Annotated in this window: 32 protein-coding genes; 7 read left to right on the plus strand and 25 right to left on the minus strand. The window is 36.7% G+C overall.

Translation table 11 applies throughout. From position 1 onward, the window contains the following. Nucleotides 1–7: 7 nt before the first annotated feature. Nucleotides 8–829: a branched-chain phosphotransacylase gene (ptb, locus tag IGM09_RS06780; protein WP_033624985.1), complete on the minus strand. Its 822-nt coding sequence runs from the start codon at nt 827–829 to the stop codon at nt 8–10. 282 nt (nt 830–1111) lie between these two features. Between ptb and IGM09_RS06785 the strand changes: the two genes are divergently transcribed. After that, on the plus strand, nt 1112–2146 hold the full coding sequence (locus IGM09_RS06785; RefSeq protein ID WP_002382358.1) for a YdcF family protein: 1035 nt from the start codon (nt 1112–1114) through the stop codon (nt 2144–2146). A gap of 59 nt (nt 2147–2205) precedes the next feature. Here IGM09_RS06785 and IGM09_RS06790 read toward each other — a convergent pair whose 3' ends face one another. Further along, the gene (locus IGM09_RS06790) at nt 2206–2928 is read right to left on the minus strand and encodes a TraX family protein (RefSeq protein ID WP_002357468.1); all 723 of its coding nucleotides are present in this window, start codon (nt 2926–2928) and stop codon (nt 2206–2208) included. 104 nt (nt 2929–3032) lie between these two features. After that, nucleotides 3033–3785, minus strand: coding sequence for a DUF7006 family protein (locus IGM09_RS06795; RefSeq protein ID WP_162782955.1), 753 nt, complete (start codon nt 3783–3785; stop codon nt 3033–3035). A 204-nt stretch (nt 3786–3989) separates the two neighbouring features. Here IGM09_RS06795 and IGM09_RS06800 point away from each other — a divergent pair, with 204 nt between their 5' ends. The 4 genes from IGM09_RS06800 (at nt 3990) to IGM09_RS06815 (ending at nt 6930) form a co-directional block, all read left to right on the plus strand. Beyond that, nucleotides 3990–4784: an SDR family NAD(P)-dependent oxidoreductase gene (locus IGM09_RS06800; protein ID WP_033624987.1), complete on the plus strand. Its 795-nt coding sequence runs from the start codon at nt 3990–3992 to the stop codon at nt 4782–4784. A 129-nt stretch (nt 4785–4913) separates the two neighbouring features. Further along, the gene (locus tag IGM09_RS06805; protein ID WP_033594768.1) at nt 4914–5342 is read left to right on the plus strand and encodes a MarR family winged helix-turn-helix transcriptional regulator; all 429 of its coding nucleotides are present in this window, start codon (nt 4914–4916) and stop codon (nt 5340–5342) included. Between the two features lie 10 nt (nt 5343–5352). Further along, a complete protein-coding gene (locus IGM09_RS06810; RefSeq protein ID WP_002381868.1) occupies nt 5353–6315 on the plus strand; it encodes a ring-cleaving dioxygenase in 963 nt (320 codons plus the stop codon). Between the two features lie 12 nt (nt 6316–6327). Next, nucleotides 6328–6930 carry an alpha/beta hydrolase gene (locus IGM09_RS06815; RefSeq protein WP_033624988.1) on the plus strand — a complete coding sequence of 201 codons (603 nt, stop codon included), beginning with the start codon at nt 6328–6330 and terminating at the stop codon, nt 6928–6930. A gap of 220 nt (nt 6931–7150) precedes the next feature. On the opposite strand, the gene IGM09_RS06820 is transcribed toward IGM09_RS06815, so the two are convergent. The 14 genes from IGM09_RS06820 to IGM09_RS06885 all read right to left on the minus strand — a co-directional run bounded on the left by IGM09_RS06820 (nt 7151) and on the right by IGM09_RS06885 (nt 18382). Beyond that, nucleotides 7151–8119 carry an NADP-dependent oxidoreductase gene (locus tag IGM09_RS06820; RefSeq protein WP_025192033.1) on the minus strand — a complete coding sequence of 323 codons (969 nt, stop codon included), beginning with the start codon at nt 8117–8119 and terminating at the stop codon, nt 7151–7153. 90 nt (nt 8120–8209) lie between these two features. Continuing rightward, nucleotides 8210–9493: an ABC transporter permease gene (locus tag IGM09_RS06825; protein WP_010775867.1), complete on the minus strand. Its 1284-nt coding sequence runs from the start codon at nt 9491–9493 to the stop codon at nt 8210–8212. Continuing rightward, nucleotides 9494–10174 (minus strand): ABC transporter ATP-binding protein, encoded by a 681-nt coding sequence (locus IGM09_RS06830; protein WP_002357457.1) that lies wholly within the window; start codon nt 10172–10174, stop codon nt 9494–9496. It abuts the gene before it with no gap. 192 nt (nt 10175–10366) lie between these two features. Then, complete coding sequence (locus IGM09_RS06835) at nt 10367–11098, minus strand: hypothetical protein (RefSeq protein WP_002371093.1); 732 nt, start codon at nt 11096–11098, stop codon at nt 10367–10369. 1 nt (nt 11099) lies between these two features. Continuing rightward, nucleotides 11100–11954, minus strand: a complete 855-nt coding sequence (locus tag IGM09_RS06840; protein ID WP_010707542.1) for an ATP-binding cassette domain-containing protein — start codon at nt 11952–11954, stop codon at nt 11100–11102. Beyond that, complete coding sequence (locus IGM09_RS06845; RefSeq protein WP_002365712.1) at nt 11951–12319, minus strand: GntR family transcriptional regulator; 369 nt, start codon at nt 12317–12319, stop codon at nt 11951–11953. Before IGM09_RS06845 ends, IGM09_RS06840 begins: the two co-directional genes overlap by 4 nt. 148 nt (nt 12320–12467) lie before the next feature. Next, nucleotides 12468–12917 (minus strand): hypothetical protein, encoded by a 450-nt coding sequence (locus tag IGM09_RS06850; RefSeq protein WP_002357452.1) that lies wholly within the window; start codon nt 12915–12917, stop codon nt 12468–12470. A gap of 114 nt (nt 12918–13031) precedes the next feature. Further along, nucleotides 13032–13586, minus strand: coding sequence for a signal peptidase I (gene lepB / locus IGM09_RS06855; protein ID WP_002382369.1), 555 nt, complete (start codon nt 13584–13586; stop codon nt 13032–13034). A gap of 18 nt (nt 13587–13604) precedes the next feature. Beyond that, nucleotides 13605–15047, minus strand: coding sequence for a S41 family peptidase (locus IGM09_RS06860; RefSeq protein ID WP_016618352.1), 1443 nt, complete (start codon nt 15045–15047; stop codon nt 13605–13607). An 87-nt stretch (nt 15048–15134) separates the two neighbouring features. Further along, nucleotides 15135–15353 carry a YozE family protein gene (locus tag IGM09_RS06865; RefSeq protein ID WP_002364020.1) on the minus strand — a complete coding sequence of 73 codons (219 nt, stop codon included), beginning with the start codon at nt 15351–15353 and terminating at the stop codon, nt 15135–15137. A gap of 5 nt (nt 15354–15358) precedes the next feature. Continuing rightward, on the minus strand, nt 15359–15874 hold the full coding sequence (gene msrA / locus IGM09_RS06870; protein ID WP_002357448.1) for a peptide-methionine (S)-S-oxide reductase MsrA: 516 nt from the start codon (nt 15872–15874) through the stop codon (nt 15359–15361). 16 nt (nt 15875–15890) lie between these two features. Next, entirely contained in the window at nt 15891–16544 is a 654-nt protein-coding gene (locus IGM09_RS06875; RefSeq protein WP_002357446.1) for a YpmS family protein, read from the minus strand. Next, nucleotides 16537–17436: an SGNH/GDSL hydrolase family protein gene (locus IGM09_RS06880; protein WP_002365717.1), complete on the minus strand. Its 900-nt coding sequence runs from the start codon at nt 17434–17436 to the stop codon at nt 16537–16539. The genes IGM09_RS06875 and IGM09_RS06880 overlap by 8 nt, the downstream gene beginning before the upstream one ends. 103 nt (nt 17437–17539) lie before the next feature. Further along, complete coding sequence (locus IGM09_RS06885) at nt 17540–18382, minus strand: DegV family protein (RefSeq protein ID WP_002357444.1); 843 nt, start codon at nt 18380–18382, stop codon at nt 17540–17542. A 131-nt stretch (nt 18383–18513) separates the two neighbouring features. Here IGM09_RS06885 and trhA point away from each other — a divergent pair, with 131 nt between their 5' ends. After that, the gene (gene trhA, locus IGM09_RS06890) at nt 18514–19167 is read left to right on the plus strand and encodes a PAQR family membrane homeostasis protein TrhA (RefSeq protein WP_002357443.1); all 654 of its coding nucleotides are present in this window, start codon (nt 18514–18516) and stop codon (nt 19165–19167) included. A 193-nt stretch (nt 19168–19360) separates the two neighbouring features. Beyond that, nucleotides 19361–19558, plus strand: a complete 198-nt coding sequence (locus tag IGM09_RS06895; RefSeq protein ID WP_002360203.1) for a hypothetical protein — start codon at nt 19361–19363, stop codon at nt 19556–19558. Between the two features lie 106 nt (nt 19559–19664). On the opposite strand, the gene IGM09_RS06900 is transcribed toward IGM09_RS06895, so the two are convergent. From IGM09_RS06900 to rpsP, 8 genes are all read right to left on the minus strand, one after another. Beyond that, a complete protein-coding gene (locus IGM09_RS06900; RefSeq protein WP_002357441.1) occupies nt 19665–20177 on the minus strand; it encodes an adenine phosphoribosyltransferase in 513 nt (170 codons plus the stop codon). A 2-nt stretch (nt 20178–20179) separates the two neighbouring features. Then, nucleotides 20180–22492: a single-stranded-DNA-specific exonuclease RecJ gene (recJ, locus tag IGM09_RS06905; protein ID WP_033624989.1), complete on the minus strand. Its 2313-nt coding sequence runs from the start codon at nt 22490–22492 to the stop codon at nt 20180–20182. 155 nt (nt 22493–22647) lie between these two features. Then, nucleotides 22648–23115: a LapA family protein gene (locus IGM09_RS06910; protein WP_010823711.1), complete on the minus strand. Its 468-nt coding sequence runs from the start codon at nt 23113–23115 to the stop codon at nt 22648–22650. Nucleotides 23116–23131: 16 nt separating this feature from the next. Continuing rightward, nucleotides 23132–23920, minus strand: coding sequence for an SDR family NAD(P)-dependent oxidoreductase (locus IGM09_RS06915; RefSeq protein WP_010823712.1), 789 nt, complete (start codon nt 23918–23920; stop codon nt 23132–23134). After that, nucleotides 23921–24862 (minus strand): ribonuclease Z, encoded by a 942-nt coding sequence (rnz, locus tag IGM09_RS06920; RefSeq protein WP_033624990.1) that lies wholly within the window; start codon nt 24860–24862, stop codon nt 23921–23923. A 214-nt stretch (nt 24863–25076) separates the two neighbouring features. Beyond that, nucleotides 25077–25643, minus strand: coding sequence for a hypothetical protein (locus IGM09_RS06925; RefSeq protein ID WP_002357436.1), 567 nt, complete (start codon nt 25641–25643; stop codon nt 25077–25079). Between the two features lie 120 nt (nt 25644–25763). Then, nucleotides 25764–26009 (minus strand): KH domain-containing protein, encoded by a 246-nt coding sequence (locus tag IGM09_RS06930; RefSeq protein ID WP_002357435.1) that lies wholly within the window; start codon nt 26007–26009, stop codon nt 25764–25766. 11 nt (nt 26010–26020) lie between these two features. After that, nucleotides 26021–26296 carry a 30S ribosomal protein S16 gene (gene rpsP / locus IGM09_RS06935; RefSeq protein ID WP_002357434.1) on the minus strand — a complete coding sequence of 92 codons (276 nt, stop codon included), beginning with the start codon at nt 26294–26296 and terminating at the stop codon, nt 26021–26023. Between the last annotated feature and the right edge of the window lie 21 nt (nt 26297–26317).

Consider the following 26317-nt stretch of genomic DNA (forward strand, 5'->3'; position numbering starts at 1 on the left):
CCTTTTTTTAAACTTGTCTCATGGCAAATCTTAATGAATGGAATTTGCTTTCTGTTGAATCGCTTCTAGATGTTAAAACGACTGGGACTTTTGTGCCAACAATCGTTCCTCCCACTTTGGCGTGCCCAAACAAGGTTAATGATTTGTATAAACAATTTCCAACATCAATAGTTGGGACCACTAAAATATCTGCATCCCCCATGATAGGACCGTTGTAACGTTTATGCGCAACCGCTTCTTCAGAGGTCGCTAAATCAAGCGAAAGTGGCCCAAAAACCGTAGCCTCTTGTTGACCATTAAAATGTGCCGTGACTTCTTTTGCTAAAACAGACGAAGGCATTTTAGGATTGAAATTTTCCGCTGCGCTTAACAAAGCAATTTTCGGGTGATGCAATCCCAATTTTTGGGCGACTTCTTTAGCATTTTCAACAATTTCAATGAGGGTTGCTTGAGTGGGAGCGATATTCATCGCACAATCGGTTAACAAGAAGGTTTTTCCTGCAGGCAGCTCCACCATTGCTACATGGGAAAGAATCGGTTTATTTTTTAATTGATGCTCACTTTTCAACATTTCTTTTAGTAATGTGTGGGTCTGAATAATTCCTTTCAATAAAATTTGTGCTTGACCAGTTGCGACTAAACTGACAGCTTCCTGTGCTACCGCGGCCTCATCTGAGCAATGAACATATTTCCAGAGATTTTCAGTATCAAGATTTTCATTTGTATCAAATACAATAAACTGCAATGGTTGCTCGGCTTCTTTTAGTGCTTTTTTAACTAGCTGTAAAATCTCTGGTTGTGAACCTCCTGCAATTGAAACAGTGATCATTTTCTCACCTCATTTTTTCTTCTTTACACTTTAAATCTACCTCAGTATGTAAGCGCATACAAATTGTTAATTTTTATGTCCTTATTAATATTTTTTATAGAGAAGGAAAAGCTTAGTAAATCAAGCTTTTCTTTCTCTAAACAATTGTTATCTAATTTACTTTTCATGAAAAAACTTCTTTTCTAAGAATGAAAGGAAAACTTATGCTTCGGCACAGCTGTTTATTTATGTCAGATCCTAAAGCATGTTATACTTTAGATACTTATTTTTAGGAGGAATTAAATGGCACTACTACTATTCTTTTTGTTTATCGCCCTACTAGGATTTGGTATATTAAAAATTAATAACCGCAGTATCCTCGGCGGTATCACTCTGGCTTCTGGCACCTTATTGTCATTAGTCACCTTACTATTTATCGGACTAGACAAAATTTATTTACATTTTAAGAATGGCGACCTAATTACTTTGGCCATTGCTTATCTATTAATTCCCGCTGTGTTTATCGGCATTTGCCTTTACTTTATTTTTAACTCACGTACGATGCAAACGAAAGAAGGCAAAAGTGTCACGGCTAAATTGTCTGCTGGCCTAGGGCTGAACTTATTAATTGCTTTACCCGCCTTTCTATATTTATTATCAGTTGGCACAGCGCAAATACCTTATGTGCTTTTTCTGTTCTTACTTTTTCTATTGTTAATGGATCTTTTGCTGACCTTTCTATTTGCTGCTTACGTCTTGTATTCATGGATGTACCAAATGATTCCTTTAAAAAAAGCGGTTGATTATATCATTGTTTTAGGTTCGGGAATTCGTAGCGAGGAAGTACCTCCACTTTTGAAGAGTCGGTTAGATAAAGGGATTGAATATTATGAAAAAAATCCCACCGCTAAATTTGTAGTCAGCGGTGGTCAAGGTCCTGACGAACCTGTGGCCGAAGCTTTCGCAATGAAAAAATATTTGCTTTCACAAAATATTCCTGCAGAAGCAATTTTGATGGAGGACCAATCCACAACCACTTATGAAAATATGTTGTTTTCTAAAGCAATAATTCAGGCAGATTGGCAAAAGATGCCGTCTGATTCTAAACAACCCTCTGTTATTTTTTCAACAAATAACTATCATGTCTTACGAGGAGCTATGTATGCCCATCGTGTCGGCTTAAAAGCTGAAGGTGTCGGGGCGCCAACTGCCTTATATTTTTTACCAACTGCTCTAATCCGAGAATACATTGCCTTACTGGTTCATGATAAGCGAATTGTGCTTTTTGTTTTTCTACTTGTCACTCTTCTTTTAGGAATCAGTATCTTACCCATCTAAAAAAACAGCGACTCACATTTTTGTGAGTCGCTGTTTTTATTCTTTTAATATAAAAAGGTTTAATGAACGTAATTGGCTATCAATGCAATCAGCCATAAATGAAGCGGATAGAATCCGTAAAATAAATATTTGAAAAATGGTGCTTTGCTTCCTCTCTCACCATTGTAAAGCGATATAAATGGTAACACAGTGATAAACATAAAATCAGAATTATAAGCTAACATTTCAATTGTCGTTGGCCAATCTCCCAACCATTGAAAACTTGTAACTAAGAAAAAGAGCGCTAATGCACCATATAAACAGTTCCGTAAGACAAGTCTCTTTCTGGCTAAATACGTAATCAACATAAAAGGTAACATCACAATGCCACCTTCAGCAAACATTGCTCCTATTCCTAAAATTGCTAATATACTAATCAATAAAACAATTTTTAAACTGATTTTTGGCATCTCTAGCATCGCTTTTGTCACAATTAACATACTGACACCAAGGGCTAAGGTGAAGAAAATATTGTTGTGAACAGCAACAGCTGGATTATTCACTAAATGATTTAGAAGCGTATTTCCAACAAACATGATTGCTGCCCAAATATACAAACGACCATTGTAACGATAAACATTCCGTGTATAGTTGAACCCTTCTACAGCCATGTAACCAAAAAATACACCGACACAACGAGTAATTACATGAAAAATCAGTGCCCATTCTGGCGGAACAAAATAACTAATATGGTCAAGAACCATTAACCCCATCATCAATAACTTTAAGCGATTTGCGTTCATGAATCGTCTCCTTTATTTTTTCTACAGAAACTATCATATCTTTTTATATAACAGAAAACAACGAACATTCTTGTTAGATTCAACCATTCTTTTTGTCACTTCCGTTAAACTTGGTACCGCAAAGATAAATCTTCAAATAAATAATGTTGGTATTTAAATTGTTCAAAATGAATTTTTCGAATTTCTTGCTTAATGGCTGTTAAGCATTCATCGACCGTCATCAATGATTCTTCTTTCAGAAGCGCCTCTTCTATTAATAATTTGCATTGGCAATCAATCAATAAAAGTTGACTATAGAATGTGTAAAATGTTTCTTTATTTAATTTTTCAATCAAATTTTTAGCTTGATTCTGCAGCTTTTGATAACATTTGGTCAATTTTTGATAATCCATTAAATCAACTAACTGACCTTGTTTTAACATGTTACTAAAGTCTAAATCCCAAAGCATTTCTTTAGTCGGCTGTTGCAATAAATAATACATAGAATGACTACTAATAATTTCAGTGGTCGGTTCTTCAATTGTTTCATAAAAAGTCACAAAATATTCTCGCTCAATCACAGTAATAATTTCTTCTTCTGAAAGCTCAAAATCTTCTAAATTTTGATAGAATATCAATAATTTAATCCGCTCATCTATTTTATTCAGCGAAGCGACTAATTCAGGAAAAAGAACCGACTGACAATTCTCTACTAATTCTCTTGCCTTATTTTGTTCATTTTTATAAAAGCTGTATAACTTTTTCCGCTGTTTTAACGAGTTTAGTAAGTTATCGGGTATATTCCAGTAATATTGTTTCTTCATAGCATTCCCACTCTTCTTTTTTATGTACAATTTTACAAAATTGGTCTTAGCCAATTTCGTCTCTAGTTATTCTATCAAAAAAGTGACGCTTTTTTACTGACAATAATTACTCGTTTTACGCCCAAAAAGTGAAAATTCAGCTGTTAAGTAGTTATTGGGGCTTGTTTCCCGCGGGCCGAAAAAACTTTTTCCTTTTAAAAGTCCAGAAAAAGACCTACACTAGATATAGACATATAGACAAACGTTGGAGGGATTTAAATGGATTTACACTTAACGAATAAATTAGCATTAATTACTGGTTCAACCAAAGGAATTGGCAAAGCAATTGCGATTGAAATGGCTCGTGAAGGGACCGATGTCATTATCAATGGGCGCAATGAAGCCGAAGTAATCAAAGTTGTTGAAGAAATACAAACAATGTTTCCAGATACTCATCCTCAAGCAGGAACTGCCGATATTTCCATTGAAAGTCAACGAACTACTTTACTTGAAAAATTCCCTAAAGTCGACATTTTAGTGAATAATATGGGGATTTTTGAACCAATGGAATACTGGGACATCGATGACGCCACTTGGGAAAAATTTTTTACTGTGAACGTGTTGTCAGGCAATGCATTAGCAAAAGCTTATCTACCTAAAATGCTTGCACAAGATTTTGGTCGCATTATTTTCATCGCTAGCGAAGAAGCGGTGATGCCTTCTGGCGAAAAGCCCCAATATAGCATGACAAAAACGATGAATCTTTCCTTAGCTAAAAGTTTATCCAACTTAACTGTTGGCACACATGTCACCGTTAACACGGTTATGCCTGGCTCGACCCTTACCGAAGGTGTAGAAAAAATGTTGGAAGATATGTACGCTGATTCAGACATTCCCAAAGAGGATTGGGAAAAAGATTTCATGAAAAATCATCGTTCTCGTTCACAAATCCAACGGCTCATTCGACCAGAAGAAATTGGTCGTTTTGTTACCTTTGTGGCCAGCCCGGATTCTTCTTCCTTCTCAGGCGAAGCCTTAAGAATCGATGGCGGCTTAGTTCCAACGATCTTCTAAATTAAACAAAAAAGACAGCCAGCAAAAATTCACATTTTTTGCTGGCTGTCTTTTTAAGCATATTAATTGATTACTTACCAAAAGTAAGTTATATTTATCTCGAATTCGAAATAAAAAAGAGGTGAAACAATGAGCCAACAGCAAGAAGCTTTAAAAGCCTATATTGGTTTATTAAGAACCAGCCATCAACTAGAGCAACTTGCCAAGCAAGATGTCACTTGTTATGACTTAAACATTACAGAATTTTCAGTATTAGAGCTGTTACTCCATAAAGGTCCTCAGACCATCCAAAAAATCAAGGAGAAAATTTTAATTGCTAGCAGTAGCACCACTTATGTTATTGACCAATTACATAAAAAAGGCTATGTAACGCGCACCCCCAGTGAAAAAGACCGACGCATTACTTACGTTGAATTAACAGAAGCTGGAAAAACATTAATTGAAGAAATTTTCCCGACGCATGCAAAGCGAATTGCAGAAGCATTTGAACAACTCTCTTCCGAAGAATTAACACTTCTTCAAAAAACTTTACGAAAAATAACAAATGAAACGAAATGAGGAAATAATGATGAAAAAAGAAGATCAATTATTAGGAATCCACCACGTTACAGCTATGACAAGTGATGCAGAAAAAAACTATCACTTCTTTACGGACGTTTTAGGGATGCGTTTAGTCAAAAAAACAGTGAATCAAGATGATATCTATACTTACCATACCTATTTTGCCGATGATTTGGGTACACCAGGTACAACCATGACCTTTTTCGATTTTCCCAATAACCCTAAAGGATTAAAAGGAACCAATACAATTTCAAGAACAGGGTTCCGGGTTCCTTCAGATGCAGCTTTGACTTATTATGAAAATCGCTTCAATGAATTTGCTGTCAAACACACAGGTATTTCTGAAGAATTCGGCAAAAAGGTCCTTCGCTTCTGGGATTTTGATGATCAAGCGTATCAATTAATCTCTGATGAATTAAATCAGGGCGTTGCAGCGGGCACCCCTTGGAAAAAAGGACCTGTCCCTACAGAATTTGCGATTTATGGCTTAGGACCTGTCGAAATAGCTATTTCCTATTTTCATGAATTCAAAGAAGTCTTTGAAGAAATTCTAGGCTTTCACGTAGTGGCACAAGAAGGCAATCGCTATTTACTTGAAGTTGGCCAAGGTGGCAATGGTGCCCAAGTCGTTTTGGTAGACGATGATACTAGCTCACAAGCACAACAAGGATATGGTGAAGTACATCACGTTGCATTCCGCTTAGCGGATCGCAAATCACTTGGGACTTGGCAAGCGCTCTTTGATCATTTAGGCTTACAAAACTCTGGCTATGTCGATCGTTATTACTTTGAATCATTGTATGTTCGCATTGGACATATTTTAGTCGAATTAGCCACCGATGAACCAGGATTTATGGGGGACGAACCTTACGAAACATTAGGAGAAAAGTTATCTCTTGCGCCATTTTTAGAAAACCGTCGTGAGTATATTGAGAGTGTGATCAAGCCTTTCAATACAAAACGAGCCTAAGGAGGAAAAAACATGCATTCAATTTTTAAAAAAGGACATCCTGAAGCACCTGTCTTTGTGCTACTTCACGGTACAGGTGGTGATGAAACAGCTCTCCTACCAATTGCTCAAGAACTAAATAAACAAGCTACTGTGCTAAGTATTCGTGGTGATGTTTCAGAAAATGGAATGAATCGTTATTTTAAGCGCCTAGCGGAAGGTCATTATGACTTAGAAGATCTAGAAAAACGCGGCGAGGCGCTTCATAAGTTTATTCAACAAGCCGCTAACGAGCATCAATTTTCATTGGATAAAATTATTTTTATTGGCTATTCAAATGGGGCCAATATCGCTATTCAATTATTGCTTACTCATCCCGATAGTTACCATCAAGCTGTCCTCTATCATCCCATGTTTCCTGTTGAATTGACCAATCAACCAGACTTGACCGACACTTCTGTTTTATTATCTCTAGGAGAGCATGACCCGATTGTCCCACTTCCTGAAAGTATGCGTGTGATTCAATTATTTCAGAATCATGGAGCAACCGTACAAGAGGTTTGGACACAAAGTCATCAATTAACTTATCAAGAAATTAAGGAAACACAAACTTGGTTGGCACATCTGCCCTCTTAACAAAAAAGTGAGGTCGGGACAGAACCGTTTAGCTCCGAGAAATAAGAAGAAATTTCCGAAAATTGCTCTTTAATTTTTGGAGAATTTCGGCTTATTTCCGAAGGAGTTAGTTCTGTTCCCGCCGTTTATCAGGTTTTGAGCCTGGGACAAAAATCTCTTTGGATTTTTGTCCCAGGCTCACTTTTTCTATTTTAAGATAATTCACTGTCTGAGCTTCTTTTTATTCTGCCATTTGAACAACTATTTTACCAACTGCATGGTGCGTTTCACTGAGTGCATGTGCATCATAAATCCCTTGTCTAGAAAAAGGGAAAACTTCACCAATAATTGATTTCACTTTTCCAGCTGCCATCAAATCAGCAATTTTTTGTAATTGTTCTCCATTTGGTTGAAGCCAAATACTTTCAGCAGAAATATTTTTTTCGGCTGCCAATTGTTTATCTTCAATGCCCACAATTGAAACAAGACGACCTGTGTTTGGTTTTAAGACGTCAAAACTATTTTTTTGAACCTCACCACCCATTGTATCAAAGACCAAATCAACATCAGTTAATACCTCTACAAAATTCGTTGTATGATAATCAATCACTTCATCTGCACCAATTTTTTTCAGTAAGGCATGATTTTTTGCGCTAGCGGTCGTGATGACATGTGCGCCCGCTTCTTTTGCTAGTTGAATCGCATAAGTACCGACCCCACCTGCACCAGCATGAATTAAAACAGTTTCTCCTTCTTTAAGGTGACCATGATCAAACAATGCTTGCCAAGCGGTTAAACCAGCCAACGGAACGGCAGCCGCTTCTTCAAAGCTAATTGTTTCAGGGATTTTTGCTAATAAATGATCATCCACAATCGTTACTTCTGCATAGGTACCAAAACGAGTGGTTTCAGGACGAGCAAAAACTTTATCGCCAACTTGCCAATCCGTTACTTGACTCCCCACCTCTGTAATCACACCAGCGACATCCCAACCAAGAATAATCGGAAAGGACCAATCAAACATCTGTTTTAAATATCCTTCACGCAATTTCCAATCAATCGGATTAATTGATGTCGCGTATTCTTTTACCAACACTTGATGTTCCGATAATTCTGGCAGTGTTACTTCTGCTTCTTCAAGTACCTCTTTACTTCCGTACTGATTAATCACAACAGCTTTCATAAACCAACTTCCTCTCATTTGTTTCATTTTTCACACTTTTAGTATACGCCTATTGCCTTCTTTTTATATAAGAATATGCTTTAGTTAAATTGAGAGAAAGTAGCTGTTTTTAGTCTATTATTCATAACGTAAAGATTCAATTGGATCTAATTTGGCTGCTCTTCGAGCTGGTAAAGTTCCTGCTAAAAAAGCAATAAACATAATAACTAAGATAATCATTAGTGAAGATGGCAATGAAAATTGAATTAATTTAAATCCTGTTAAAGCCTTTAAAAAAGAATCCGTTGCCAAACGATTAACTAAATTTCCAACCCCAACAGCTCCTAAAATGCCTAACATTGAGCCAAAAAAGCCAATTAAAGCCGCCTCAACACTAAAAATTGTAAAGACTTTCCCATTGCTAAGACCCATGGCTTTCATTAAACCAATTTCTCGCGTTCTTTCTTGGACAGACATATACAGCGTGTTAATAATGCCAAAGCTTGCAGCTAACAAGGCAATTGCACCAAACATGGTTAAAACACCAGTGATTGCATTGATTATATTACGAATCATACCAATTTCATCTTCGACAGTAGTCGCTAAATAGCCAGCTTTATCTAAGTCTTTTTTGATGTCCTTAATCTGCTCTGGCGTGCTGTCTTTTTTAACTTCAGCAATAATCATCGCGTATTGATTTTTTAAATGTTCTGGAAGATCTGCTTGATTGATTGAGACAACTTTATCAATCAATGCTTTATTCATCAGCGAGAGCCCATTTTGAATGACACTGGTATTTCTAACGCCAACAATTTTTGCTTCAATAACTTGCTCTTGTCCTTTCAAGGAACTTGAGATACCTAATTGAACTGTTTCTCCCACGGCAGCTTTACTAGATGTATAGCCGAGTGCCTTTACATATTCTGGTGACAAATTAATTTCGAAGTCCTGGCTCGTTTGCGAAACTTTACGGCCAGCCGCTAAATCAATGGTCATCTCATCTAGCGCAGAAGTTGCTGAAAATACATATTTATGCTTATCTGCTCCTTTTATATAATCGATAGCAACGGATTTCATTGGTTCCACTGATGTAATATCCGAGATTTTTTTAATCTTCTCAATATCTTTTTCAGCAAGCATACTTTGTTGTTGAATCGTACTGGTTTTTTTCTCTGGATTATATTTACTTGGTTCTGTTCCGTTACCAACATTCATCTCCATTTTTGGCTGAATAAATAGCTGATTTGCACCACCGACACTGCCGACTTGTTTGTCAATATAATCATTTACACCAATATTGACTCCTGTAGTTAAAGCTATGGTAAATGCTCCAATAAAGATTGCAATAATGGTCAATACGGTTCGGCCTTTATTACGCATTAAATTGGTACTAGCTGATTTTAAAATATCTCTAAATTTCATTTACTCATCTCCTCCTACAATCAAGCCGTCTCGAACATGAACTTGCCGATCACAACGTGCTGCTAAATCTGGATCATGTGTCACAATAATTAAGGTAATTCCTTTATTTTTATTTAAATCAAATAATAATTCTTCAATTTTCTTCCCAGTGGCAGAATCTAAATTCCCTGTAGGTTCGTCCGCAAAAATAATTTGCGGATTATTAACTAAAGCACGCGCTATGCATACCCGTTGTTTTTGACCACCAGATAAATTATTCGCTTTGTTTTGAACTTTATCTTCCAAACCGACTGCTTTTAACGCATCTAAAGCCATCTTTTTCCTCTTGCTACCGGAAATTCCACCAATTTTTAATGGTAAAAGAACATTATTTAAAACTGTATCCTTGGCATTCATAAAGAATTGTTGAAAAACAAAACCAAATTCTTCATTTCTCGTTTTATTCAGCACTTTCTTTCTAATACTAGTAACATTTTTACCATTTAAATAAATATCTCCTGAAGTTGGTTGATCTAACAATGCCAAAATGTGCATAAATGTTGATTTCCCAGAGCCACTTTTACCAATTATGGCCACAGATTCACCTTTTTCAACTTTTAAATCAACACCTTTTAACGCATCAAATTTTGTTTCGTTCTTTCCATAACTTTTTTTAATATTTTTTGCTTCAATTACCGCCATGTTACCCCTCCATTTTTCATTCTTTGTCGTTTACTTATTTACAAAGTTTTTTACTCTTTTCATACTCCTTTCTTCTCTTTCTATTTTGACGGAAGCCCTTTCCTTTGTCATGGTACTTCCGATGTATCTCTCAATTAAAACAATAAGAACATGTTCCAAATTCACCTCATTGAACATGTTCTTATTAATTAGTTATGCATTTACGCGTTTAATTTCACGATGTTTATTCAATAAATAGGCCAAACCAAGATTAATGCCAACAAAGCAACTGATTGTCAGAAGAAGTGGTAGGACAGTAAAACCAGTGGATTGATAACCAACCATTGCTTGCAAGACATGGAGCATTCTCAGGCGCATTGGTGCCCCCCCTAATTGTGCAATCGTGCCCAGTAAAATAGGAATCATTAATAACAGCAATAAAACAATGAGTTTTTTTACGCCATCTATCCGATCATTAAAGACACCTGCTAACAAGCCAAGTGAGCCGCTAAGCATTAGTAAGATAAAAAAGAGCAACCACGACATGAAAAAGTTTCCTTGCGCATAGACATCAATTAATTTCATTGATAATTGAAAATGAGAAATGAAATTGCCGCTAAATACTTTAATCAGTACAAGTACAGCCAAGGATCCAACCAAAGATAAAATAGCATTACTTACAAAATTCACCAAAAAAATCGTCCAGCGGGAAAGCCCGTTTTGAATAAACAGTTTAAAATCTGTGTTTACCCCTAAAAATGATAGTATCCCCATAAAAACCAGACAAGGAATTACTGCATCAGAGCTGACAGTGTTCACGTCGTTAGAAAAGAGCAACCCAATAAGAGGAAAAAGAATGCCGAACAAAGCATAAAAGCCAAAATAAATTGCTAAGGAACGGACTTGATAAATAACACGATACCGCAAAGCTGTTTTAAATTTCATTTTACTTTTCCTTCTTTCTATTGGTTAATTGTACAAAATATGTTTGTAAATTTAGCGGCGCAATTTGAACCTCTGCTTTTTCAGTCGGCAAGTCGCCGTACACGTAAGCCGTAACTGCTCCACCTAAAGTGTCCATGCCTAAGATTTCCAATGACTGAGTATAGCGCTCTACTTGTTCTTTCGGCCCAGAAACAATGCGACCGTTTTTCAAAATTGTTTCAATAGATTCTGCGCGAATCAATTTTCCTTGATCAATGATGATAATATCTTCTAATAAATTCGCAATTTCTTCAATCAAATGGGTGGAAATCACAAACGTACGGGGACGTTCTTGGTATGTCTCAATTAAATAAGTATAAAATAATTCCCGATGATTGGCGTCTAAACCTAAGACTGGCTCATCTAAAAAAATATACTCACAGGGGACGGATAGCGCCACTATTAGTTTAGCAATACTCCGATAACCAGTTGATAATTTTTTGAATGTCTTTTTACTATCTAAACCAAAATCGCTTAACATTTGTTCGGCCAAAGACCAGTCAAAGGATCCATAAAAACCTTCAGTCGTTTTAAAAATATCTTTAATTTTTAACTGAGGAGGAAACAAATTATCTTCACTCATTAAGTAAATATGAGTCAAAGCAGCCTCATTATCGGTCACTGTTTCTCCCGCCAATTGAACGGAACCTGAAGTGGCAAAACTTCGATTATTTATGATATTTAATAACGTACTTTTACCAGCCCCGTTTCTGCCTAAGAGCCCATAAATCGTTTCTTTTTCAAAAGTAATTGAAATATTATCTAGTGCTTTTTTTTGATGATATTTTTTACTTACTGATTCCACCCGCAAACTCATGCTTCATACCCTCTTTCAATTAGTTGTTTTAATTGTTCAGCTGTAATCCCTAATTTTTTAGCTTCTGCGACAACTTCTAAGACTTCTTTATTTAAAAATTCTTCTTTCCGTGCACTTCTTACTCTCTCTTGAGCGCCTGGTAAAACAAACATGCCAATCCCCCGTTTCTTTTCAATCAGCTGTCGTTCTACTAATAAATTCATTCCTTTTAAAACGGTGGCTGGATTGATTTGGTAACTTTTTGATATTTCTGTGGTTGAGGGAATTTGTTCGCCTTCTAAGTAAGCGCCATTAAAAATTCCTTCGGCAATCTGATCGGCTACTTGCTGAAATAAAGGCTTTTCCCCCGAAAAATTAAATTCCATTTTTACACCTCGCTTAAACGGTTAACTACTTATGTAACTAACTATATATCTTAGAAATTCTTTTGTCAACAAAAAAACCATTGTTTCCAAAGAAATTTTTCTTTGAAAACAATGGCGATACTTTTGAGTTTATTGAATGGTTTCGTTCTTATAGGGTTCCATTGTATAACAATTCATCGGTTGTTTCGTTGACAATTTTTAAGCGATTTTGTTTTTTTATCAAAATACTTTTATAGGTCGTTCCTGTAGCCTTTTCTTCCATCACAAGAATGCGTTTATACTCATTATCAGTGACTTTCTTAATCGTTGTTTGATTCAAGGACGGAATTTTTTCTTTTAGCGTTTTTTCTTCCGCCAGACCTTTTAAGATTTCTGATTCTGTAGTGGAACTTGTGGATTTACTAGAATCGCTTGATACACCTTCGTTATTAGACGCACTTTCAGATGACTTGCGACTTGATTCGGTTACTTTAGGCTGTGATGATTCACTGGTATTGGTTGAATTCATTTGGGTTTGGGTTTGATTCCCACATGCACCAATTAGCAACCCAACGCCTAAGATAGAGCTTGCTAAAATAGTTTTTCTAATCATTTGCATGACCTCCTACATCTATCATTACTTTAACCTTAACATTTTTCAGCTAAGAGAACAATTTTTCAGATTAGAAAAGACCACTAGTCGTTATTTAAATAAACGAACTAGTGGTCTTACTTATTTAGGAATGATCTTCATATGAGTGAGTGGGTAATAAACAAATTGTGCTTTCCCTAAGATTTGATCTGCATGTATTGCACCAAAAGAACGGCTGTCTTTGGACATACGGCGATTATCACCAAGTACAAAATAGCTATCTTTAGGTAATTTTTCTTGCATTAACAATTCTTTTGAATCAAAATTCGTAGTGTAAGGCATCGTTTCATGATCTTTTTTTCTGTTTTTAGTTAAATAGGGTTCAGCGATTGGCTGATTATTGACATATAATTGATCGTTTTCGTAACGCACAGCTTCTCCTGGTAAACCAATCACACGTTTAATCAGAATCGATCCTGTGTCTGTTTTAAAGACCACCACATCAAACCGTTTAATGGCGGAGAATTTTTCCATCACAATCATATCTCCTTGATTCAAGGTTTTTTGCATGGAATGGCCATCCACCCGAACAGGAATCAGGAAAAATCCTCTTAAAATAAAAACGGCTACGATTGCTGGTACTAAGATTTTCAGAAAGTACATTAAATACCCAACATAATCACGTTTCTTCTTCAACTTCGTGCCACCTTTTTTCTAGTTTTTTTGAATTTCCTTGACTGCTGTATCGTAAGCAGCGTCATTTTCAAGAATTAATTTACCTAAAGTGGCTTCAATTTTTGTGGCTGTTTCATTGTCGATTTCTCCAGTTATAGGCAAGCCATTTTTCTGTTGAAGATCGCTAACCGCTGCTTTTGTTTCTGCGGTGTAGTTTGCATTGTTTTCATCAACAGGATACGCTAATACAGCTAAAATAGCATTTAAGTTCTGAATATCTTCAGATTGATCTCCTTCTTTTAGCGTTTTATCGCGAGGAATCAATTTTAAATAGGCATACTCGGGGTAATCAGCTTTGATGGTTGGTTCAATTCCTTTTTCGTTGATCCATTCGCCTTTTGGTGTTAACCATTTTAAAACAGTCAATTTTATTTCGGTTTGGTCATTTAAATCCTTCACCGTTTGGACCGTTCCTTTGCCAAATGTTTTCGTTCCAATTAATGGGACATTCGCAGATTCATGCAGTGCTGCAGCAAAAATTTCGGATGCACTGGCACTATTGCCATCAATGATAACTGCAACAGGTTCTTTTACTTTAAAGCCGTCGTCTAATTCTTTGGAAGCAACTTCTTTCATCGTACGTCCTTTTTTGTCTTCAAATTGAACAATTATTTCGCCATTTTTTAAAAACATACTGGCCATTCGCTCTGCTTGATCTAGCAGTCCACCAGGATTTTGGCGTACATCAATTACAAAGGATTTAGCTCCTTTGTCTCGTAAATTCGTGATTGTTTCTTTCAATTCCTGATATGTTTTTTTACCAAAGGACGTAATTTTAATCGAGCCAATTTGTGCATCTTTTTTGTCTAACTCACCTGTCACTGTTTTAACGGGAATTTTCCCACGTTTGATTGAGATATTTTTAGTTTCTCCCTCTCTTTGGATAGTCAATTCAACGGAAGTTCCTTTTTTACCTCGGACTTTTGAGACGACTTCTGCTAGTTTCATCCCTTTTGTAGCTGTACCATCAACTTTTTCAATAATATCGCCTTCTTTGATTCCCGCTTTTTCAGCTGGGGAATCTGCTACAGGGGCCTCTGCTACAACTGGTTCGCCATCTTTCATTGTCATAGTGGCACCAATTCCTTCAAAATCGCCAGATAAGCTTTCGTTTAAATCATTGGCAGCAGATTCATTTAGATAAGTTGAGTATGGATCTCCAATGGCTTCAGACATGCCTTTTAAGGCGCCTTCAACTAATTCATTTTTATCTACTTCACCTACATAATTGGTACTAATTTCATTATATAAATCCTGCACTTTGCTTAAATCAGCATTGGTAATTGCCCCTTCTTGACTCATCTTTTTAACACGATGATCAAAATAAATATAACTACTTCCTCCAGCTAAAAATGCGACACAGAGGAGCGAAATAATATATTGATAAAAAGGAACAGTTCGTTTGTTCTTCATAGATTTCATCTCATTTCTAACAAATTCGTCACTACTTTTGTTTACTATAACATGAATGAAAAAAGAGGAAAAGCTTTGTTTGCTTTTCCTCTGGATTTATTTATTGTTTTCAAGGTACTTTTCCCATAACTCATCAAAGATGTCCATGTTGCTTAAATAGTCAGCATTCATTTCTAAATAAGAAGAAAGTTCATGATAATCCTCGGTTTGTTTTGGAAACTGAATATCTTTGGCCGCTTCATTGGCAAAATCAGTTTCAGAATCTTTAGCCGGACCTTTTAATGTCATTAAGTAATGGTAAAAGCTTCGTCTCATGTAAATTAATCACTCCATTTTTCTTCGATAAATTCACTTCTACGTTGATGGGACAATCCATAACGCAAAGCGTCTTTTTTATAAAAGTCTTGATGGTATTCTTCAGCAGGATAAAATGGTGCTGCTGGTTCGATGGTGGTAACAATTGGTTCTGTAAAACGGCCGCTATTAGCTAGACGTTCTTTACTTTTCTCAGCAATTTCTTTTTGTTCTTGAGAACGATAAAAAATAACTGGCCGATAATTATCGCCGCGGTCTTGAAACTGACCGAAAGCATCAGTAGGATCCGTTTGTTGCCAATAAATGTCCACTAATTGTTCGTAAGAAATAATCGCTGGATCAAAAGTGATTTCTACTGCTTCCGTATGGCCTGTTGTGTGTGTTAGAACCTGTTCATATGTTGGATTAGGCACGTGCCCACCTGTATAACCCGAAACAACTGAGATAATTCCTGGTTGTGTATCAAAAGGCTGCACCATACACCAGAAACAGCCGCCTGCAAAAATTGCTTTTTCTTCCATCTCTAACACTCCTTTTTTATTTCTCTTTTGGCAAGTATATATTCATCCGAATGTCATCGTCAACTAAATTAATCTTTTCTGCTCGAACAAATAGACCATTTTGCATTCTAAACTGATCTAAACGTAATAAAACAGTTTGATCATCTGGATTGATTTCAACCCATTTAGGTAGTTTGTAAGAACGTTTAGCAAATTTCAATACTTCTTTAATTGGCAAGCCTAACGTTCCTATAGATAAACTTTTTGCTTTTAATTGTACATTACCATTCGCCATCACGTAAGGATCAAAATATAAGTAAAAAGGAATGTCATGCCCTAACACCTGAAATGTTCCATTTAATAAAGCATCATTTTCTAAATAAAATTTATATTTGATCTCCGAACCTTTTTGAAAGTCGGCTAAATAAAAGTCAATCAGTTTGTTCACTTGTTGTTTTTTTGACTGAATGGTGACGACTGGCTCGCCTTCTTTTTCAACAATTGCTGGTATTTTCTTTAAATCTGGTTCGCGAACTTGTGTTGCTCGAAATGTCACGAAAGCTACACTACCAATGACTAAACCCACTAGAACAAGAAAAGCGATTTTCCAGGGATTTCGTTTAAGATTGGTTGGTTGTGTCTTTTTAATTGATTTACTTGTTTTTGGCTTTTCTTCATTCATTTTATTCACTACCTTCTGATTTGGTTATCCATTCTTTCTCTGTCTTGACCATTTCATCCCGGACAGCTCCGGCCATAATTTGGTAGCCAAGATTATTCGGATGGAAGCGATCTTCTTCATATAACAAATTGTTTAAATCCTCTTTGCTAGCACTACTTCCTGTAGTTTCTGAGTCGCCACCGGTTACGCCAACTTCATCGCCACGACCTTTATAGAGTAAATCATTGATAGGAATGAAATAGGCTCGTTTTTGCTCTTGAACCATTTCTTCGGTTGCTTGATTCCAGTTATCAACGATTTCTTGCATTTCTGTAATTTCGGAAAAGTTTAAGTAGAAGGGATTGTAAATTCCTAAGACATAAATAGGGGCCTTCTCGTTGTACTCTCGGATTTCTTCAAGTAGTCGTCTTACTCGGCGTTGATAGGCTTTTTGTGGACGATTGAACGAGCTGACTTTCAAGTCGAAAATATTACTACTAATTACTTTCATTAAGTCATTTCCACCAACCGTTAGCGTAATCACGTCCGCAGAGGCAAGGCCCTTTTGAATTTCAGGTTTCTCTTTGATTCGTTTTAAAATTTGATCACTACGATCCCCATTTTTCCCAAAATTGTCTGTTTGAACACCGTTCAAGTTGTAGTGTTCTTTTAAATCATCTGCCACAATAGGAACAAAACCTCCACTATTCGTCAAATCGCCAATTCCTTCAGTTAAAGAATCACCGATAGCTGTATAATGAATGACTTCTTTTTGATTTTTTTGAGCAGTTGTGGCCACTTTCTCTTGCTTTAATAGTGGCTTTGCTTTGGGGATGGCCACACTTAACAATGTAAAAACACCTAGCGCAATGAGGATAGGTGTTAAGACGGTCAGCAAAATATGCTGTGTTTGTTTTTTCATCTTCGTCACTTCCTTTTAAATAAACCAACAAGAAATTTTCCTTTTCTTGTTAGAAAGAGGTTGCGTCTACTCATTTAAGAGCGAGACCCAACCTCGTTATTTCTTAGTCTGTATAGTACATAATAGCAAAGGCATTTTTTCCTGTATGTGTTGCAATGACTGGATTCGTATGTAATACGGGAATATCCATGTCTTTAAAGATTGCTTGTAATCCTTCTTTGAATCCATTTGCTAGTTCTAGCCCATCCGCATGAGAAATGCCAATTTGTCGAACATTTGGAATCTTACTTAATTCTGATTTCAATTCGTCAAACCATTTATTAAACGTTTTAACGCCTCGGCCTTTCGCTACAGGAATCAATTCCGTATTTTCAAAGTCCATGACAACTTTCATATTAAAAATGTTTGATAATAATCCTGTTGTACGGCTGATTCGTCCACCTTTAACCAAATTATCCAATGTTGAAATGCCAATGTATAATTTGGTATTTTGTTTGACGCGTTCAATTTCAGCTAAAATTTCTGGAACACCCGCTCCCGCTTGTGCCAATTTTGCTGCTTGAATGACTTGGAAAGACAAACCTTGGTCTGTAAAATCGCTATCAATCACCGTTACTTTACTTGATGATAAGTTGCTAGCTTGACGGGCCGCTTCAACCGTTCCACTTAAGCCTTTTGTCATGTGAATCGAAATTACTTCACTGCCATCTTCACCTAAGCGATCATATAATTCTACAAATTCACCAATTGGTGGTTGACTGGTTTTGGGTAAGGCCTTCGCATTAGCCATCATGTCCATAAATTTTTCGCCTGGCAAATGATCATCATCTGGATAAACAACGCCATCAACCATAATTGATAAAGGCATCATATGGATATTTAATTCATCTCTAAGACTTTTTTCCATCGTACATGAAGAATCCGTTACGATTTTAACGTTTGTCATAAATTTATCACTCTTTCTTTAAAAGGAACCTGTTTTCATGGTAGAATACCATTAAACGGTTAATTATCTAGTTATAGTATAACAGACACTGCCGAATTTTTCATCAAATTAAAATAAAGGAAGTGAATTTATTGGAAAAAACGCATTTCTCAAAAAAATACCTAATCGTGAACGAAGTCTTAAATGCAGTTACACATGGCATAGGCGCAGGTTTAAGTATTGCTGGTTTAGTCATTTTACTTGTTAAAGGGGCTCGTTTAGGCTCACCAATTCACGTGGTATCTTATGCTATTTATGGCTCCATGCTGATTCTACTTTTTTTATCTTCAACGTTATTTCATAGTTTAATTTTTACTAGAGCCAAAAAGGTCTTTCAGGTCTTCGATCATAGTTCTATTTTCTTATTGATTGCTGGCAGCTATACGCCGTTTTGCTTAATTAGTATTGGCGGTTGGTTAGGTTGGACCTTGTTCAGTTTAGTCTGGTTAATCGCCATTGTCGGTATTGTCTATAAATCCCTCACGTTGCATAAACAAGAAACAGTGAAAAACATTTCAACGATTATTTATATTGTTTTAGGTTGGCTCTGTATCATCGCTGCTCGTCCGTTATATGAATCTCTTGGATTTACAGGAACAGCGTTATTGGTCGCAGGGGGTGTGTCTTACACATTAGGTGCCGCCTTCTATTCATTGAAAAATGTGCGGTTTATGCATGTGGTTTGGCACTTGTTCGTCATGCTTGCAGCGATTCTCATGTATTTTTCTGTTCTCTTTTATACGTAATCACAGCACAATAAGAACACGATGCTCAAAGCATCGTGTTCTTTTATTGCCCTAAATCTCTTTATTATAAAGGATTATTCTTCTTTTCGAATTATTTTAACATAAATTAGTAGAAAAGACTTTACAAAACGAACATACATTCGTATAATAACAATACGAACACTCGTTCGAATCAAATGAAGAGGTGATACACATGGAAGCAATTCGTCGTGTTGGATTTTTATTTTTTGTATTGGTTATAGGTATTTTTTTGGGAACATTAGGATTACGTCTTGCTTTTATGATCGTGACGCCGTTATTTATTCTTTGGTTTATGTCATGGGATGAGAAGCGTTATACACGTACACGTAAACAACAGCAAGCAAGATACGTTTATCGTAAGTTCCCTTAATAAATAATAAAACGGTGTGTTCCCCCCAAGCTATGCTCCGTTTTTATAAATATGTCAAAGAAAGAGCGAAGGATTAAATTCCTTCGCTCTTTCTAATTAAATTAGATTAGTATTCCATTAAGGTAACAATATCGTAGCCATCAATTTTATCGCGGCCATGTAAATCCATTAATTCAATTAGGAACGCACAACCAACCACAATACCACCTAATTGTTCGACTAATTCGATGGTTGCTTTAATTGTACCACCAGTTGCTAGCAAGTCATCACAAATCAAAACACGTTGACCTGGTGTGATGGCATCTTTGTGCAACGTTAATGTATCTGAACCATATTCTAAGTCATAAGTCACTTCGATGGTTTCACGAGGAAGTTTTCCTTTTTTGCGAACCGGAGCAAAGCCAACCCCTAATTCATAAGCCACTGGACAGCCGACAATAAAGCCACGAGCTTCCGGTCCTACAACCATATCAATTCTTTTTTCTTTCGCGTAATCCACGATTTGTTTCGTTGCTTCACGATAGGCATCCCCATTAGCCATTAATGGAGAAATGTCACGGAACACGATCCCTTTCTCAGGATAATCTGGAATGCTTGCAATGTAATCTCTTAAATCCATTTTTATTTGTCCTCCTCATTCCACAGCCATTGTTGTATTGTTTGACAATCACTGTAAAGTAGAAATTCTTCTGTTTTTATTTTTTTCAATCGTTGTTGGTACACTTGACTTTCAGTCAATGGTCGATTGTCGGGTTTCTCAATACTGTTTAAAACACCGCTTTCTATTGTAACAAATCCTAAGTCAAAAAACACCTGTATCATGAAAATTAATAATTTTTCTTGGATATTTAAGTAATTTGCCACCTTCGATAGCTGAGAACGTAGATTTACTTCTTTTTGCTGCAAAATAAATTTATACAATGTTGCAAATTGTTCACGTGAAGCCATACCGTTTAAATAAGCTTCTTCTGGTGAAATAAACATCATGTATATACGTTGTATCTCAGTTGCTTCAACAATTTCTTTAACCGTGATTGATTCCACAGGACAGTCGACAAAAACCAGTTGTTCGATTTGATTTTGAGAAACAGCTTCCACCAATTCTTCTTGGTTTGACCAAACAATAATATTAGCGGTTGGATCTGAAATGAATTTTTGATTTTTTTCATCAAACAAAAGATAAGCTGTTGCTTCTGAAGGAATTGGTTTCGTTTGATTATTTTTGCCACGAAAATCAAATAATTGTCTTCCAGATACAGCAAAATCAGTCACCATTAATTGTGGTTTCTTACGACCATTCCATTCATTGATGGAAAGTTGGCCTGCCACATCGGCGGTTCCTTGTGCTAGTTCATCCGCTTGAGGCCCCATTTGAAAAGCAATTGCATCCAATTGTGCCCCTTCTTGATTCATTTGAAATTTCAGATGTGTATTATCTGCACCAATTTGCCGAATTTGCGTAGGCGTGATTTCCTTAAATACAAAAGTTGGCACAGTATTATCAGTCCCAAAAGGCGCCAAAATACGCAATTGATCAATAAAAGTAGTCGTTGCCTGCGAAACCGCTATGCTCTCACTAATGAGCAACTCTTGTCCATTAGCCATATCAATTTGATTTTTTTCAATAAAGTGTGCCAAATGTTCTTGAACAAAAGGAATATTTTCAACAGGTAAAGTCATTCCCGCTGCCATATGATGCCCACCAAAATGAGTGAATTGCTCACGCACTTCGTTCAACGCCTCATAGAGATTCAATGCGCTAATGCTACGTCCAGAGCCTTTAGCGGTCGTACCAGATTCATCTATTGCTAAAATAATGGTTGGTTTCCCCGTTTCTTGCATAATGCGGCCCGCGACAATCCCTAAGACGCCTTCATGCCAGCCTTGTTTCGCTAAAATATGGACCGGCGCATTCGGGTCGATTAAATCCAGCGCTTCTTTGGCAATCGTCGTTACAATGTCTTTTCGTTCATTGTTTTGTTGATCGATATATTTAGCGATTTCCAGCGCTTGTTCTTCATCAAATGTAGTCATCAATTCAACACCTGGTGCGGCTTCCCCTAATCGACCTAATGCGTTTAAACGAGGTCCAATGGTAAAGCCAATTGATTCTTCTGAAACAGCTTCCTTTTTCACACCCGCTTCTTGTAATAAAACGTCTAAACCAATTCGATCACCAGTTTGAATCATTTGAAGGCCCATTTTGACAAACGTTCTATTTTCATCGGTTAATGAAACCAAGTCAGCAATTGTCCCAATTGCTACCAAATCTAATAACTCAATTGGCAATTCACCAAGTAACGCAGTAGCGACTTTGAAAGCCACACCAACACCAGCTAAATCTCCAAAAGGATAGTCACCTTGCGGATGTCTAGGGTGGACAATCGCAAAGGCTTCTGGTAATTGTTCAGGCAATTCATGATGGTCAGTAACGATTACATCTACTCCTTGTGCCATAGCGTAGTTAATTGCTTCATGTCCGGCTACACCATTATCAACGGTTACAATTAATTGGACTCCTTGTTCAATTTGTTCAGCAAATACGTCTTTATTAGGTCCATATCCATGAACAAAACGATTCGGTAGAAAGTACTGAACCATGCCACCGACTAATTCGATTGCTTCTTTCATAACCGTGGTACTAGTGATGCCATCTGCATCATAATCCCCATAGACAAGTATTTGTTCACCCGCTTCGACGGCTTGCTGGATGCGGGCTACCGCTTTCTCCATATCATGCATTAAGAACGGATCATAAATATCTTCGATAGTCGGATGTAGAAACTTACGTAATGCTTCTTCTGTCCGGATATTGCGGTGCCATAAAAGTTGGCCAATTAATGGATTAATTTGTTCTTTTTTTAATTGTTCTATAAATTCTACAGGTAATTCTGTCTTTGTCTGTAACTGCCATTGATAGTTTGATTTTTTCACGACGTCACTCCTAACCAAGTAATTATAGCAAAATTTTTCCAAAAACTAAAGAAAGCATTTTTTTAAATCTGAGAAAAAAAACTGTGATATCTGTTAGATAAATAGCAGATATCACAGTTTTATTTTAAAAGAAACTTAGCAATAAAGTCTCTTCCTTATTTTTGATCCTCTTCATTCACACGAGGTTTCACATAACGATCAATACGACTACCTGACACAGGCGTTGCGTCTACTTCTGTGTTTGATGTTTGTTCGTTGACCACTGGTTCTGAGACTTGTGGTGCTGCCGCTTGTTTGGCTTGCAAATCAGCCAATTGATTATCAAAAGAACGTTGAACTTTTTCCGTTTCTTCTTTGACTAATTTATCCATATCATTTTTATAAATATCCAACTCTTTTTGTACAGCTTTTAATTCTTTACGTTGGTTCCAAATAGTGGTTGTGGAGGTTAGTAACCCAACTAGTGCGCCAATAATTGCAGAACCTAAAATAATTAAGATTAACGGTCCACTAATTTTAGTAAAACCAAAGTTTACTGGAACAGCTTGATTATTTAAAACAGCAAAAATAACAACAATTAAGACCAACACAAGGCCCAAAATAACACGCCATTGATTTTTCATGACTTGATCGACTCCTTTATTTTTTATTTAAAATATTTCCCGCTATGAAATCTCCTAAATGTGGAAACAATGTATAAAAGCGGGCAGCTGCTTCCATGACAAACGGACGATTAATCTCACGTCGAGAAGTCCCCATACTCCCAACCACTTCTTTCGCTAATTTCGTAGGGTCCAAAACAATTTTATCCACCGCAGCTAGATAAGTGCCTGTCGGGTCCGCTTTATCAAAGAATTCTGTTTGGATTGGTCCTGGATTGACAGTCGTTACTGCTACACCCAACGGTTTCAATTCTAAACGTAAAGCATTTGAAAAACCTAACACAGCAAATTTCGTTGCAGAATAAACGGTTGATTTAGCTGTAGCCATCTTCCCAGCCATTGAAGCAACGTTGATAATATGTCCTTGCCCAGCTTCAATCATTTTAATAGCTACTTTTTGAGTAAACGTCATCATTCCTAGAACGTTGACATCAAACATTTGGCGTGCAACAGCCAAGTCAATTTCAACAAAATTTTCAAACAAGCCAAAACCAGCATTGTTGACTAAAACATCTATAGGACCAACTTCTGCTGAAATAGCTTCAACCACACGTTCAACACTTTCTGGATCGGCAATATCTAATTGATAAGAAAATGCTTCTCGTCCGCTTAAAGTGGCACACTGCTCGCGAACTTTACCAATCAAATTAATTCTGCGGGCGCAGACAACGACGACCGCTCCTTGTTTAGCTGCTTCATAACAAATTTGTTCACCTAAACCAGCTGAACCTCCAGTTACGACAACGACTTTATTTGTTAAATCCATCTAAGCTCCTCCTTCATTGGCAAATGGAATCTCAATGATATCCATATCTTTCACGATTTTTGTATTGGGGAAAATTTCTTGGGCTTCTTCTTGAAGCTGATAGGCCTCTTTGGTTAAATAACGGGCACTAATATGCGTTAAGATAAGTTGTTTTACTTGCGCTTCTTTTGCAACTTCAGCTGCTTGTTGACTGGTTGAGTGGAAGTAGGCTTTTGCCATTTTTGCTTCGTGTTTATTAAACGTACTTTCATGGACTAAAACATCCGCTCGTCGTGCTAAGGTTACACTATTTTTAGTTTTGCGAGTGTCTCCTAAAATCGTCACGATTCGTCCAGGTTTACGCTCTCCCACAAACGCTTGTCCATTAATTTCCTGTCCATCAAAAACAATCGTTTCACCACGTTTGAGTTTGCCATACAACGGCCCAGAAGGAATCCCTAAAGCTTGAAGTTTCTCTACTTGTAATTCTCCTTCATGCGCTGCTTCCTCAATTCGATAGCCAAAGCTCGTGATGCCATGGTCCAAGATATTACAGCGAACAGTGAATTGTTTATCTTTAAAAATAACGTCATTCTTTTTCGTTAATTCAATAAATTTCAGTGGATAGGACAACCGCGATTGCGAGACCCGTAAAGAAGTCTTGACAAAGTCAGCAATCCCAACTGGTCCATAGATTTCTAAAGGTTCTGTCCCGCCCTGAAAAGAACGACTACTTAACAAACCAGGTAAACCAAAAATATGATCGCCATGTAAATGTGTAATAAAAATCTTTTCAATTTTTCTTGGGCGAATACTACTTTTTAAAATTTGCAATTGAGTCCCTTCCCCACAATCGAAGAGCCAAACTGCATTTCGTTCATCTAATAATTTCAACGCAATTCCTGTGACATTGCGATGTTTTGCTGGCACACCAGCGCCTGTTCCTAAAAATTGTATTTCCATCTGCTACCATACTTTCTTTTAAACTTCCTTTTTATTTTAGAAGAAGTTTGCTCCTTTAGCAAATAATAATTTATCTATTTTCTCAAAGTTTTCTTCTTATTTTACCGTATTTTACGATAAAATAACAAAAAATTAGCAAACTACCATAAAAAACCGTGATTTCTTAGTATTTTAAAAGACTGTTTCCCTTTATTCAGAAAACAGTCTTTGATCCTTATTCTTCTTTCGATGTCGCTTCTTTATGTTGTTCTTTTTTTGCTTGCCACGATTGTTTCGCTTCATTTGCAACTTCGTTCGCATCGTTAATTTCTTGTTGGACTTCCTCTAAATCAAGCCGCGTGATTTCGCCACCTAAGTCAAACATAACCAACTGGTTGAGTGGACGGTTGTCTTCTTCTTCTGCAATTAATAACAATCCCGTTTGTCCTTCATCAATCTTTTGAATCACATGTTCAAAAACCGTTTGTGCTTCTTGAATTTCTTTGGCGTCTTTGCTTGCACCATACATACTTCCAGCAAACCAGCCAAAAAGAATGCCCAGAGGACCACCTAATATGCCTACTAGCATTCCAATCATGCTATCTTTTGATGTATGATTGTTGCCTGTAAAATCGATAAAATCATTGATTTTAAATTGATGCTGGCCATCATTAACATGCGTAACAACCGCCATTTGCTCACCTTTAAGCTGTCTTTCTGCCTGCATCTTTTTTATTTCGGAAAATGCTTGGTACGATTTACTTTCAATATCAAAGTTCATAATGATAATTCGTTTTGCCATACAAATCGCTCCTTTATTCTGGATACATCTATTTTAGCAAGAAAGGCCTGTCTCTAGCAATGAAAACTTTTTGGTTATGTATAAAAAAAGAAGATAGCTAGGCTACCTCCTTGTTAATGCTTATTTACCATCAAGAATATTTAAACGGACCTTTTTCGGACCATCGATACGTACACTATAAACAATTGTCCGAATTGCTTTTGCAACACGCCCTTGTTTACCAATGATACGTCCAATATCTTCTTTGGCCACAGTCAAATTATACTCGAGGAAATCAGTTGATTCCTCAATTTCTAATGAGACTGCTTCAGGTTGACTGACTAACGGACGGACAATAGTTAAAATTAACTCTTTCACATCTGCCATATTCAATCACCTTATTTCTTAACGTTTTTAGCTTCATGATGTTTTTTCATAACGCCTTCTTTTGAAAGGATGTTACGAACTGTATCAGAAGGTTGCGCACCTTTAGATAACCAATCTAAAACTAAATCTTCTTTTAAAACTACTTCTGCAGGGTCTTTCAAAGGGTTGTAAGTACCTACAGTTTCGATGAAACGTCCATCACGAGGAGAACGAGAATCAGCTACTACAATACGGTAAAAAGGACTCTTTTTAGAACCCATACGTTTTAAACGAATTTTAACTGCCATTATTAAATACACCTCCATTAA

It is taken from the genome of Enterococcus sp. DIV0167, assembly GCF_050541555.1.
Classification (GTDB): domain Bacteria; phylum Bacillota; class Bacilli; order Lactobacillales; family Enterococcaceae; genus Enterococcus; species Enterococcus faecalis.

Excerpts from the sequence above, each read along its gene's own strand:
- ptb (WP_033624985.1), bottom strand. The coding sequence starts at position 829 with ATGATCACTGTTTCAATTGCAGGAGGTTCACAACCAGAGATTTTACAG.
- IGM09_RS06785 (WP_002382358.1), top strand. The coding sequence starts at position 1,112 with ATGGCACTACTACTATTCTTTTTGTTTATCGCCCTACTAGGATTTGGT.
- IGM09_RS06790 (WP_002357468.1), bottom strand. The coding sequence starts at position 2,928 with ATGAACGCAAATCGCTTAAAGTTATTGATGATGGGGTTAATGGTTCTT.
- IGM09_RS06800 (WP_033624987.1), top strand. The coding sequence starts at position 3,990 with ATGGATTTACACTTAACGAATAAATTAGCATTAATTACTGGTTCAACC.
- IGM09_RS06805 (WP_033594768.1), top strand. The coding sequence starts at position 4,914 with ATGAGCCAACAGCAAGAAGCTTTAAAAGCCTATATTGGTTTATTAAGA.
- IGM09_RS06810 (WP_002381868.1), top strand. The coding sequence starts at position 5,353 with ATGAAAAAAGAAGATCAATTATTAGGAATCCACCACGTTACAGCTATG.
- IGM09_RS06815 (WP_033624988.1), top strand. The coding sequence starts at position 6,328 with ATGCATTCAATTTTTAAAAAAGGACATCCTGAAGCACCTGTCTTTGTG.
- IGM09_RS06820 (WP_025192033.1), bottom strand. The coding sequence starts at position 8,119 with ATGAAACAAATGAGAGGAAGTTGGTTTATGAAAGCTGTTGTGATTAAT.
- IGM09_RS06825 (WP_010775867.1), bottom strand. The coding sequence starts at position 9,493 with ATGAAATTTAGAGATATTTTAAAATCAGCTAGTACCAATTTAATGCGT.
- IGM09_RS06830 (WP_002357457.1), bottom strand. The coding sequence starts at position 10,174 with ATGGCGGTAATTGAAGCAAAAAATATTAAAAAAAGTTATGGAAAGAAC.
- IGM09_RS06835 (WP_002371093.1), bottom strand. The coding sequence starts at position 11,098 with ATGAAATTTAAAACAGCTTTGCGGTATCGTGTTATTTATCAAGTCCGT.
- IGM09_RS06840 (WP_010707542.1), bottom strand. The coding sequence starts at position 11,954 with ATGAGTTTGCGGGTGGAATCAGTAAGTAAAAAATATCATCAAAAAAAA.
- IGM09_RS06845 (WP_002365712.1), bottom strand. The coding sequence starts at position 12,319 with ATGGAATTTAATTTTTCGGGGGAAAAGCCTTTATTTCAGCAAGTAGCC.
- IGM09_RS06850 (WP_002357452.1), bottom strand. The coding sequence starts at position 12,917 with ATGCAAATGATTAGAAAAACTATTTTAGCAAGCTCTATCTTAGGCGTT.
- IGM09_RS06860 (WP_016618352.1), bottom strand. The coding sequence starts at position 15,047 with ATGAAATCTATGAAGAACAAACGAACTGTTCCTTTTTATCAATATATT.
- IGM09_RS06865 (WP_002364020.1), bottom strand. The coding sequence starts at position 15,353 with ATGAGACGAAGCTTTTACCATTACTTAATGACATTAAAAGGTCCGGCT.
- msrA (WP_002357448.1), bottom strand. The coding sequence starts at position 15,874 with ATGGAAGAAAAAGCAATTTTTGCAGGCGGCTGTTTCTGGTGTATGGTG.
- IGM09_RS06880 (WP_002365717.1), bottom strand. The coding sequence starts at position 17,436 with ATGAAAAAACAAACACAGCATATTTTGCTGACCGTCTTAACACCTATC.
- IGM09_RS06885 (WP_002357444.1), bottom strand. The coding sequence starts at position 18,382 with ATGACAAACGTTAAAATCGTAACGGATTCTTCATGTACGATGGAAAAA.
- IGM09_RS06895 (WP_002360203.1), top strand. The coding sequence starts at position 19,361 with ATGGAAGCAATTCGTCGTGTTGGATTTTTATTTTTTGTATTGGTTATA.
- IGM09_RS06900 (WP_002357441.1), bottom strand. The coding sequence starts at position 20,177 with ATGGATTTAAGAGATTACATTGCAAGCATTCCAGATTATCCTGAGAAA.
- IGM09_RS06910 (WP_010823711.1), bottom strand. The coding sequence starts at position 23,115 with ATGAAAAATCAATGGCGTGTTATTTTGGGCCTTGTGTTGGTCTTAATT.
- IGM09_RS06915 (WP_010823712.1), bottom strand. The coding sequence starts at position 23,920 with ATGGATTTAACAAATAAAGTCGTTGTCGTAACTGGAGGTTCAGCTGGT.
- rnz (WP_033624990.1), bottom strand. The coding sequence starts at position 24,862 with ATGGAAATACAATTTTTAGGAACAGGCGCTGGTGTGCCAGCAAAACAT.
- IGM09_RS06925 (WP_002357436.1), bottom strand. The coding sequence starts at position 25,643 with ATGGCAAAACGAATTATCATTATGAACTTTGATATTGAAAGTAAATCG.
- IGM09_RS06930 (WP_002357435.1), bottom strand. The coding sequence starts at position 26,009 with ATGGCAGATGTGAAAGAGTTAATTTTAACTATTGTCCGTCCGTTAGTC.
- rpsP (WP_002357434.1), bottom strand. The coding sequence starts at position 26,296 with ATGGCAGTTAAAATTCGTTTAAAACGTATGGGTTCTAAAAAGAGTCCT.